9 protein-coding genes are annotated in these 10,448 nt (G+C 51.5%); all 9 read left to right on the top strand.

The features are described 5' to 3' along the window. On the top strand, window positions 1–2,563 hold a 2,563-nt coding region (gene ppdK / locus AB1690_13430; GenBank protein ID MEW6016308.1), incomplete at its 5' end, for a pyruvate, phosphate dikinase. Window positions 2,564–2,639: 76 nt separating this feature from the next. After that, window positions 2,640–3,338, top strand: coding sequence for an HAD family hydrolase (locus AB1690_13425; GenBank protein MEW6016307.1), 699 nt, complete (start codon window positions 2,640–2,642; stop codon window positions 3,336–3,338). Window positions 3,339–3,503: 165 nt separating this feature from the next. After that, window positions 3,504–3,953, top strand: coding sequence for a hypothetical protein (locus AB1690_13420; GenBank protein MEW6016306.1), 450 nt, complete (start codon window positions 3,504–3,506; stop codon window positions 3,951–3,953). Window positions 3,954–4,072: 119 nt separating this feature from the next. Further along, window positions 4,073–4,531, top strand: a complete 459-nt coding sequence (locus tag AB1690_13415) for a hypothetical protein (protein ID MEW6016305.1) — start codon at window positions 4,073–4,075, stop codon at window positions 4,529–4,531. Window positions 4,532–4,592: 61 nt separating this feature from the next. Further along, a complete protein-coding gene (locus AB1690_13410; GenBank protein MEW6016304.1) occupies window positions 4,593–5,042 on the top strand; it encodes a hypothetical protein in 450 nt (149 codons plus the stop codon). A 290-nt stretch (window positions 5,043–5,332) separates the two neighbouring features. Further along, window positions 5,333–6,871 (top strand): YifB family Mg chelatase-like AAA ATPase, encoded by a 1,539-nt coding sequence (locus AB1690_13405; GenBank protein MEW6016303.1) that lies wholly within the window; start codon window positions 5,333–5,335, stop codon window positions 6,869–6,871. 197 nt (window positions 6,872–7,068) lie between these two features. After that, window positions 7,069–8,802 carry a SpoIIE family protein phosphatase gene (locus AB1690_13400; GenBank protein MEW6016302.1) on the top strand — a complete coding sequence of 578 codons (1,734 nt, stop codon included), beginning with the start codon at window positions 7,069–7,071 and terminating at the stop codon, window positions 8,800–8,802. 114 nt (window positions 8,803–8,916) lie between these two features. Continuing rightward, complete coding sequence (locus AB1690_13395) at window positions 8,917–9,963, top strand: ethylbenzene dehydrogenase-related protein (GenBank protein ID MEW6016301.1); 1,047 nt, start codon at window positions 8,917–8,919, stop codon at window positions 9,961–9,963. Between the two features lie 152 nt (window positions 9,964–10,115). Further along, the coding region (locus tag AB1690_13390; protein ID MEW6016300.1) for a 4-hydroxyphenylacetate 3-hydroxylase N-terminal domain-containing protein at window positions 10,116–10,448 on the top strand (333 nt) is incomplete at its 3' end.

Raw genomic sequence — 10,448 nt, 5'->3', positions numbered from 1 at the left:
GGTCCCGGCCGGCTTTACCATCACCACCGAAGTCTGCAAAGTCTACTATCAGAATAATCTCGAGATTCCTGAGGAAATAGACCGCGATTTTCCTAAATATATGGCGAAGATAGAGGAAGTTATGGGAGCCAAATTTGGCGACCCCGGTAACCCGCTGCTGGTTTCGGTCCGCTCCGGCGCCAAATTCTCGATGCCGGGAATGATGGATACGATTCTCAATCTCGGTCTCAACAAAGATACCCTGGAAGGTCTGGTGAAAAAGACCGGCGATGCCCGCTTTGCCTATGACAACTACCGCCGGTTTGTCCAGATGTTCGGCAATGTTGTGCTCGGAATAGACAAAGAGAAATTCGAAGAAGTTATTGAAGCGAAGAAAAAAGAGCGGCGCATTAAACAGGATTCCTCGCTCTCGGTTGAGGACCTGAGTGATATAGTTAAGAAGTTTAAGGCGATAATCAAGAAGAAGACGGGCGAATCCTTTCCGGATGACCCCTGGCAGCAGTTGCGGATGGCGCGCGACGCCGTCTTCCGTTCCTGGAATAATCCGCGGGCAATAAGTTATCGCAAACTGAATAATATTCCCAGCGACCTTGGCACAGCCGTCAATATACAGGCGATGGTTTTCGGAAATATGGGGAATAACTCCGGGACCGGAGTGGGATTCACCCGCAATCCAGCCACCGGCGAGAAAGAGTTCTACGGTGAATATCTGCTGAACGCTCAGGGGGAGGATGTCGTCGCCGGCATCAGAACGCCGCAGCCGATTTCACAACTTGGCGCGGAAATGCCGGAAGTTTACAAACAGTTGAAAGAAATCACTACCCGGCTGGAGAAGCATTATCGGGATGTTCAAGACTTTGAATTCACAATTCAGCAGGGAAAGTTGTACATGCTGCAGACTCGCACCGGCAAAAGAACGGTGCAGGCGGCGTTGAAAATCGCCGTTGATATGGTCAAGGAAAAACTGATTACCAAAGAAGAGGCGATAATGCGGCTGGAGCCGGCGCAACTGGACCAGTTGCTGCATCCCCGCCTCGACCCCAAGGCGGAATATGAAGTCATAGCGCGCGGGCTGCCGGCATCTCCGGGAGCGGCCTCGGGAGCCATCTATTTCACCGCCGAAGCGGCTGTCAAGGCGGCTAAAGGGGGCGACCCGGTAATTCTGGTGAGACAGGAAACCAACCCCGATGATATCGAAGGGATGCATGCCGCGGCCGGAATACTTACCTCTCGCGGGGGGATGACTTCCCATGCGGCAGTGGTGGCTCGTGGCATGGGGAAATGCTGTGTGGCCGGTTGTGAAGCCGCCCGGGTCAATGAAGCCAAAAAGCAGCTCCAGATTGGCAAACTGATAATCAAAGAGAAAGAAATCATTACTTTAAATGGCTCGACTGGCGAAGTTATGCTCGGGCCGGTGGCGACCATCGAACCGGAGCTGTCGGGAGAGTTTGCCGAATATATGTCCTGGGCGGATGAAATCAGGAAGTTAAGAGTGCGCGCTAATGCCGATACGCCGCGTGACGCCAAACAGGCGCGGAAATTCGGCGCCGAAGGAATCGGCCTCTGCCGCACCGAGCATATGTTTTTCTCCGAAGATAGAATCCCTGTCGTGCAGGAGATGATTCTGGCTGATTCCACCGAAGAGCGCCAGCAAGCCCTGGATAAATTGCTTCCGTTCCAGAGAGCCGATTTCCGTGCCCTTTTCGAGGTTATGGATGGACTCCCCGTGACCATTCGGACGCTCGACCCGCCGTTGCATGAATTTCTCCCGGATAAAAGAGAAATCGAAAATGAAATCGAGGAACTGGACAAAGCCGACGAGCATTATGACGAGACCCTTGCCCGGAAGAAAAAAATTCTTCAACGCATTGACGAGCTGAAAGAGATTAACCCGATGCTGGGACATCGGGGATGCCGTCTCGGAATAGTCTTTCCGGAAATAACGGAAATGCAGGTTCGGGCGATAATCGAAGCCGCCTGCCAGGTCACCCGCGATAAGAAACATGTGGTGCCGGAAATAATGATTCCGCTGGTGGGGCATATCAATGAACTCAGAAATCAGATTGAAATTGTGCGGCGAGTGGCGGAAGAGGTGACCACCAAATTTAAGGTAAAGAACCTCGAGTATGCAGTTGGCACCATGATTGAAATCCCTCGCGCCGCCATTGTTGCCGATGAAATCGCCACCGAAGCGGAATTTTTCAGCTTTGGCACCAACGATTTGACGCAGATGACGATGGGATTCTCGCGCGACGACGCCGGCAAATTCCTGAGATATTACGTAGACAAGGGGATACTTCCCAAAGACCCCTTTGTCAGTATCGACCAGGAGGGGGTCGGATATCTGGTTGACCTGGGAGTCAAAGGAGGGCGCCGCACCCGACCCGATTTGAAAATCGGCATCTGCGGCGAACATGGCGGGGACCCCGATTCCATCGATTTCTGTCACCGGACTGGACTGAACTACGTTTCCTGTTCCCCCTTCCGGGTGCCGATAGCGCGCCTGGCGGCGGCTCAGGCGACTATAAAAGAGAAGAAAAAAACCTCCGAGCGGGACAAATAAGCGGTAATATTTCGCCAAAGCCCCGCCTTTGCGGGGCTTTTTAATCAGAGTCAAGCCTGTCATAGAGGGAGATTAGATGAGCACCATTACCACGCTACTTATAGATGTCGGCGGGCCTGTTGTCATCGAGAACGAGGCGGAGAAAGCCTGGCACAACCGCCTGAAAATGCTGGTCTTTGAGCACACCGGAAAAGCGCTCAACGATTATGAGATAGAGCATTACCTTCAAGAAGCGGTGCGATGCTACGCTCCCTCGGTCTACTCATACGTCATCTGGCAGGCGGTAAAACCGGACAAAGGGCTGTTCTATCGTCTGCGGGAAGAATTTGACCGGTTCCCGCTGGAAGAGCATTTCAAATTTCAGCCCGGCATAAAAGAGCTACTGGCAAAACTTCAACGACACTTTCGGCTGGGGATTGCGGCCAATCAGAATGAAGGGGCTTATCGCTTCCTCGAAAAAGCCGGCATTTTGGAATATTTCGATTTCAAGAAGGTTTCCGAGCAGATAGGGTTCTCCAAACCGGATGTCCGGCATTTCCTGACAATTATGGAAGCGCTGGGAAGCCGGCCGGATGAAACAGCCATGATTGGGGACCGTCAGGACAACGATATCGTTCCGGCGAAACTTCTTGGGATGAAAGCGATTCGCCTACTAACCGGCATCAACCGGAACCAGATGGTGCGGTATCCCAAAGAAGAGGCTGACTATACCGTTGAGACGATTGAGGAACTTCTCGAGGTGCCGTTTATTAAGGAAAAGATGCAGAAGCAATAAGAGCGGTCCCGCCTCGTATCTGCCGGATAGCAGAAAAGATTGAACAGAAACGCCTCTTGGGCGGTCTTTAATAGTAGCAGTCGCCAAAAAAATCGATTGAAATTCAGGCCAAATTTATGTATAATTTGGCAGAAAAATTATAATAGTTTGGAGGAGTGATAAGTAATGGCGAAATTATTCTGGTTGGTATTAGCCGTAGCGATAATGGCGGGGTGCGCTGAAGATATCGTGGTGGAGCCTCCCCAGTCGTTGCGCGGGGTCTATGACGGGGAATATATAGTCACGCGCGATTACGGCAGCAGCGGCGGCGGGACCACGGTTTCGCAGTGGGTGGTCTGGACATTCAGCGACCAGAAGTTCTGGATGGAGGCAACCAAAACCGACCAGCGCCCAAAGGTCTTCTGCGATATGTCCGGCAATTATAAGCTGGAGACAAACATAACCCTGAGCGACCCCAATACCGGCGGCGACCAGTGCGACCCGCGGGATGTTCCGGATGGGACTTTTGGTCTGCGCCGAACCATCGGGTCTGACAATCAGATCGATTCTCTCTATCTGGAGCAGATAGAAGGGACGATGAAAAAAGAGTTGCGACTTAAGAAAAAGCCGCAATGATGCAGGATTGAGCCGATTTTACAACGCCTCCCCACGAAGGAGGCGTTTTTTTCTGATGACCTGTTTTTGACGCACATTCTGCCGGCAAGACCGTCTCTAATTTAAAACACCGGAGATTCATGACTGTGGTCAATAAGCCAATGATAGCGGCGTTTCTCTTAATGATACTATCGAGTTGCGAAAGCGATGAGACGCGGATTACTGATGTTCCCCGATTTCCTGAATCCAGATACAAGGGGGAATATATAGCCTTAAGGTCAAACCAGAACGGATTTGACACCAGTTTAGTCCAGGACGTAGACTGGCTTTTCAGCGACCTTAAATTCTGGATGGAAGTCGCCGATTCCGACAAGCGACCGCGCTTGCTTTGCGACGCGGTGGGCTACTATAGATTAACGGACGTTATTACATTTCTTAATGTCGTAGGAATTTTCGACAGTTGCGAGGTGTCGGAATATCCCGAGGGAGCCTTTCAGATAAGACGGACTCTGTCGAACGGTCAGGTTGATTCGCTTCTGATGACACAAGTGACCGACAGTTGCCGTAAGGAGATTCGGCTTGCCCATCGCTTCCAATGATATTATCTTGCCTGACAATATTGTTGCCCGGTTTGTTACCTACCGTCGAAAGAAGGAGTTTATGAATAATATAAGACAGACAGGAATTAGATCCCTTTTGCTGGCTATTCTTCTATTGGTCCTGGCGGTTTCCTGCAGCGAGAACGGCGCCGACAGTAAGGTGGCATTTGCGCCGGGGGTGTATAAAGGAATCTACCGGGTCGTCAATGACTGGCAGGGTCCCAATGAAGAAATAAAAGTTGATACGGTAACTTACACATTTATCCGTCCCGATACTTTTCGAATGGTGGTGGCGGCGGAAGATAAAGAGCGGAAATTCTGTGATGTTACCGGTACCTATCTTTTTAGCGGCGATTCCCTGTTTGTGACGGAAGAATTCACCTATCCCCAGATATGCAATCCAGACGAGATACCGGAAGCCCGCTACGGATACACCACCGACAGCCGGGATGTTATCTTCCGGACGGTGACAACCCCGTTTTACCGGGAGATTCGCCTCTGGGTCAAATGACCGGCAAACTCATCGATTCTTAGCCAACAGCGGTGTCATAGCCCTTTTTCGGCAGCGTTGGCGGGGCATAAGTTGTACTGCTAAGTCCATATTATTCAATCAGATATCTTGTCGATTCCCGAGTGGCGTTTGGTGGGGCAACCAGTCTGACTCCCTTCTTTTTCTAATCACCTCAATTTTCACTGACATCCTTTGTCACCGCCCTGTGCGATATTAGGCGCGGGACGGCGGGAGTCGAGATAATGCGGGCGGTGACCCGTGCAGGCTCAAACTTGAAAGGTTAAACTATTATGTTAGCCAAGGTCTATTCATCGGCAACGCTGGGAGTAAATGCATACCTGGTTGAGGTTGAAGCCGATATACAGCAGCAACTTCCACTATTCGTAACGGTCGGGCTTCCCGATGGGGCTGTGCGGGAGTCGAAAGAAAGGGTCACCGCCGCTATAAAGAACTCTGATTTCATATTTCCCTCCAAGAAGATTACTATCAATCTGGCTCCGGCCGATATTCGCAAAGAGGGGTCGGCTTTTGACCTGCCTATCGCCGTGGGGATTCTCGCCGCGACCGGACAGATACTTAAAGACAGCTTTGACGATTTTGTGATTCTGGGAGAGCTCTCTCTGGATGGCGCAGTGCGGGCTGTTCCGGGGGTGTTGCCGATGGCAATGCAGGTGAGAAAGAACAACGGGATACGGGGGATTATCGTGCCGAAGGACAATGCCTCGGAGGCAGCGATGGCAAGTGGTCTTAATGTGTATCCGGTCGCTACCTTGAAAGAAGCGGTGCAGTTTCTGGAAGACCCAACCTCGATTAAGCCATTTGAACTGGACATCGCCTCCGTCTTTTCATCGTCTCGACATTATGATGTCGACTTTTCGGATGTCAAAGGGCAGGAATCAGCAAAGCGAGCGCTGGAGGTTGCCGCCGCCGGAGGACATAATATTATTATGATTGGTCCTCCCGGGTCGGGGAAGACCATGCTGGCGCGCCGCTTGCCGACCATTCTACCTGATATTACTCTCGAAGAGGCGCTGGAGACAACCAAGATTCATTCGGTAGCAGGGATTCTGCCGGGAAACACCGCCCTTATTGCCACCAGGCCGTTCCGCTCGCCGCATCATACTGTCTCTGACGCCGGTTTAATTGGCGGGGGAAGAATTCCCAAGCCGGGCGAGGTCTCACTGGCTCATCACGGGGTGCTCTTTCTGGATGAAATCGCCGAGTTCCATAAGGATGCTCTGGAAGTGCTTCGTCAGCCGATGGAAGATGGACATGTAACCCTTTCACGAGCGATGACATCGCTGACCTATCCCGCTTCATTTATGCTGGCGGCGGCGATGAACCCCTGCCCCTGCGGATACTTTGGAGACAGTTCGCATGAATGCAACTGCACCACCGCCGGCATTCAGCGGTATATGTCGCGGATTTCAGGTCCCTTGATGGATAGAATCGATATCCATATCAACGTTCCCTCTGTGAAATTCAAAGAGCTCTCGGCGGAATCATCAGGAGAGAAGTCGGAATCGATTCGCAATCGGGTCAATAAGGCGCGGCGGATTCAGCTGGAGCGGTTCGCCGGAGAGAAAAAGATTTTCTGCAATGCCCATATGCAGTCGAAAGATTTAAGAACCTATTGTCCCATCGATGAAAAATCGAAATCTCTGCTGAATCTGGCGATAACCCGTCAGGGACTTTCGGCGCGGGCTTACGACCGCATAATTAAAGTAGCGCGGACCATAGCCGACCTCGAAGGGGCGGCGGAGGTCGACGTCGCCCATATCGCCGAGTCCATTCATTATCGCTCACTGGATCGCTCGCTCTGGCTGTAATTTGCCATCGACCGTCGTTCTCGCCGTGGGATAAATTGTTACGACTCTGTCGATTATCAGAATTGCCAATTTTGTCTAAACTTTGGCTCTTTAAAACCGTTATCCAGAAGCAAAGCCGAGATATCGGCTTTTTGACAGATGCTTGCTTGACTTTGCGCCGCTCATCCTTTATTTGGAAGACTTAACGGAAGTTAGATATGGCTGACCAAACCAGAATAGAGAAACTGTTCCTGCATGCCGCCCGGATGCTCAACTCGACTCTGGAATATGAGGAGTTGATGCGTCTGGTGCTGGAACTTACGGTAGATGCCACCGATGCCGAAGCGGCTCTGGTGTACCGTGTCGATAAGACGACCGATGTCATGAAAGCCCGCTTTTTCAACGGGAGGGATTACTCCGTCAAGTATCTGACTCTTCCCAAGGGTCAGGGGATAATCGGATGGGTGGCAGAAAACCAGGAGCCGGTTATCAGCAATGATGTCGGCAGTGACCCGCGGTTTTACCGTCCGGTTGAAGAGATTGGGGATATAAAATTCCGCTCGGTGCTTGCCATACCGCTAATTGGCCGCGGGCAGATGATTGGCGTAATCGAAGCAATCAATAAGATAAACGGCTCATTTGACGAGCATGACCTCGACACCTTAGTGGGGCTTGCCAATCAGATAGCGGTAGCCATCGACAACGCCCGTCTTTATCGTGAAGCCAAGCACGAAGCGATGGAGCGGCAACTTCTGTACGAAGTCGGAAAGCGTCTCTCCAGCACGCTCAATATCGATGAAATCTTGAATCTGATACTCGATTCTCTGCAGAAAGTGGTCGGATTCGATGCTGCCGGCGTCTTTCTGATAAATGAAGAACTGAGTGAAGTCAGCACCATTCACTCACAAGGGTATGACCCGAAATACGAGGAGCAGATTCATCTGCAGATAGGGCAGGGGCTGGTCGGCTGGGTGGCAAAGACCGGAGAGGCGGTGATAGTCCCGGATGTTGCGACCGACAGCCGCTATGTTGCCGCCAACCCCTCGACAAAATCAGAAATTGTCGCCCCGCTAAAGATTGATGGGCGGATAATTGGGGTTCTGAATCTGGAATCGAATCACCCGGCGGCGTACAACCGGAAAAGCCTGGAATTGATTTCCGCCTTCGCCAGTCAGGCGGCGATATCGATAGAGCGGGCGATGCTTCATAATAAAATGCTTGAAAACAAGCGGCTGGAGGAGCAGCTGGCGATAGCGCGCGAGATTCAGCTGACCTTTCTTCCGAAGGAGAACCCATCAATACCGGGGTATGATATCGCCGGAGTAAATATCGCCTCGGGTGAAGTCGGGGGCGACTATTATGATTTCATCAAAATCATCGACAACCAGACCGGAATCGCCATTGCCGATGTGGCTGGCAAAGGGATACCGGCATCGCTTATAATGGCTTCCTTCCGAGCCTCCCTGATTGCCGAGATACGGAATAATTATGCCATCAGAACCATCTGCAAGAAAGTAAATTCGCTGATTTATGAGTCGGTGGAGCGGGGCAATTATGTCACCGCTGTTTATGGCGTCCTCGATTCCAAGAACGATATTTTTACTTTTTCCAACTGCGGGCATAACCGTCCGATTTTGCTGCGAGGCGACCGGGTTGAGTTTCTGAAAGAAGGGGGGCTGGCGCTGGGGATAGTTCCTGACTTTGATTATGAAGAGCGGCCTATCTTTCTGCAGTCGGGGGATATTATTCTGTTCTATACCGATGGCGTTACCGAGGCGACTGACAGCCAGGGGCAGGAATTCGGGGTGGAGCGATTGATAGAAACGCTCAAGGAAACGCGCCCGTTAGACGCGACGGCGTTGCTTCAGAAAATCTATTACCGTGTCAGGGAGTTCGCGCACAATTCCCACATTCATGACGACCTGACCATGATAGTCCTCAAAAAACTCTGACGCTCTTCCTTTCGCGTCTGAAAGAGGTCAGCCGTAAATTCATAAATAGCCGATTGACAGTTCCCCGGGAATAGATTAATTTGATTGTAATCAAAATCAAATTGCGGAGGAGAAATGAAGAAGCTATTTACCCCGATTATTTTAATGCTGGCGGTCATTGGAGCCGGATGCGGCGGTGACAACGGTGGGACCAATCCTCCTCCTCCGCCGACACCGGCGCCGCGCCTGGTTGTCGATACCACCGTGACCGCGCCATTGATGAATGATGTCAACGAAGCGGTCTGGGGCCAGGTAGATTCGGTTCTTATTGAAATCGGCGGCGACCCCGCCAATTATGGCTTCAACAGCAACCTGGGGAAGCAGAATGTAATGATGAAGGCGATTAAGAAGAACGATACCCTTTATGTTCGCGCCCGCTGGAAAGATGCCTCGGCGCATCTTCGGGCAAATCGCCTCAGAAGACTGACTACCCCGATAGAGACCTGGGAATTTGGCGACCTGGTGGGACAGGATATGTTTTTTGTCATATTCGACGGCGGCAATAATGGCACGGAGAAGGCTGATTGCGCCACCATGTGCCATACTTCCGGAATGGCGACCACCGGCGGTGGCAACGCCGACGCCTGGAAATGGATGTCAACTTCTACATTTCCTGGGAAGATGGCCGAAGACCAGTGGATAGGCGCAGCCGGCACCAATTCCGACGCCGTAATCAATAAATACGTTTACCGCAATAATCATGACGCCGGACAGCCTTTCTGGGTGCATGAAGATACCTCGGCTTACACGGGAGTCTTTTTATATCTGGATGACACCGTAAAGTATGACCCGATAGATAACGATTACTGGCCCGAGAATTTCATAGTGCCGGGGTTTATCATTGATTCGACCATTTATGCCGCGGCCGACCGAAACAACAACAGTCTCAACAACGTTCGGGCAATTGCCAGATTCGACAGCAGCGGGGTCAATACCAACTGGACATGGTCGCTGGTAATGGCGCGGGCGCTTAACACCGGCAAAGTCGATGACGTCAATCTGCTTCCGCTTGATTCGGTGCAGATTACCATTGCCGCGACAAACAATCATTTCCAGAGCAATGCCACGACCAAGCCGGAGCATTCCGGCTCCAAGCCTTTCTACCTGATTCTGAAGCCGTAAGACGGGATTAGTATCGATTTTTCAAGCGGGCAGGAGCGATTCCTGCCCGCTTTTGTGTCACAGGCGGTTAATATCCGTTTGCGAAAAAATTCACAATCTTGTATATTGTTTATATGAATTCTTGAGCAAACGCCGTCCAGCCAGGAGCAATTATGGCATTAAGAACATATTCCGCCTACCTCGAATCGCTGCGAAAAATGCGCCCCAATATCTACAAATTCGGGGAATTAATAGCCGATGTAACGAGTCATCCCGCGACCCGAAACACCGTTGAAGGGCACGCCCAGACCTATAGACTTCTCGATGACCCGGCCGAGCGGGAAATATTGACCACAACCTCAGATTTGACTGGCGAGCCAATCAGCCGGTATCTTTCGATAGTCCGGGCGCCGGAAGATATGTATGCCAACAGCCGTCTGAAACGCCATATGTTTCAGAAGACCGGCACCTGCACTGGCGGAAGGTGTGTGGGCTGGAATGCGCTC

Source organism: Candidatus Zixiibacteriota bacterium (genome assembly GCA_040753495.1).
GTDB lineage: Bacteria > Zixibacteria > MSB-5A5 > GN15 > PGXB01 > DYGG01.
Note: the sequence above shows the minus strand (reverse complement) of the source record. Positions and strands in the feature narration are given on the sequence as shown.

Coding starts and splice junctions, on each gene's coding strand:
- AB1690_13400 (MEW6016302.1), top strand. CDS start 7,069: ATGGCTGACCAAACCAGAATAGAGAAACTGTTCCTGCATGCCGCCCGG.
- AB1690_13405 (MEW6016303.1), top strand. CDS start 5,333: ATGTTAGCCAAGGTCTATTCATCGGCAACGCTGGGAGTAAATGCATAC.
- AB1690_13415 (MEW6016305.1), top strand. CDS start 4,073: ATGACTGTGGTCAATAAGCCAATGATAGCGGCGTTTCTCTTAATGATA.
- AB1690_13395 (MEW6016301.1), top strand. CDS start 8,917: ATGAAGAAGCTATTTACCCCGATTATTTTAATGCTGGCGGTCATTGGA.
- AB1690_13420 (MEW6016306.1), top strand. CDS start 3,504: ATGGCGAAATTATTCTGGTTGGTATTAGCCGTAGCGATAATGGCGGGG.
- AB1690_13425 (MEW6016307.1), top strand. CDS start 2,640: ATGAGCACCATTACCACGCTACTTATAGATGTCGGCGGGCCTGTTGTC.
- AB1690_13410 (MEW6016304.1), top strand. CDS start 4,593: ATGAATAATATAAGACAGACAGGAATTAGATCCCTTTTGCTGGCTATT.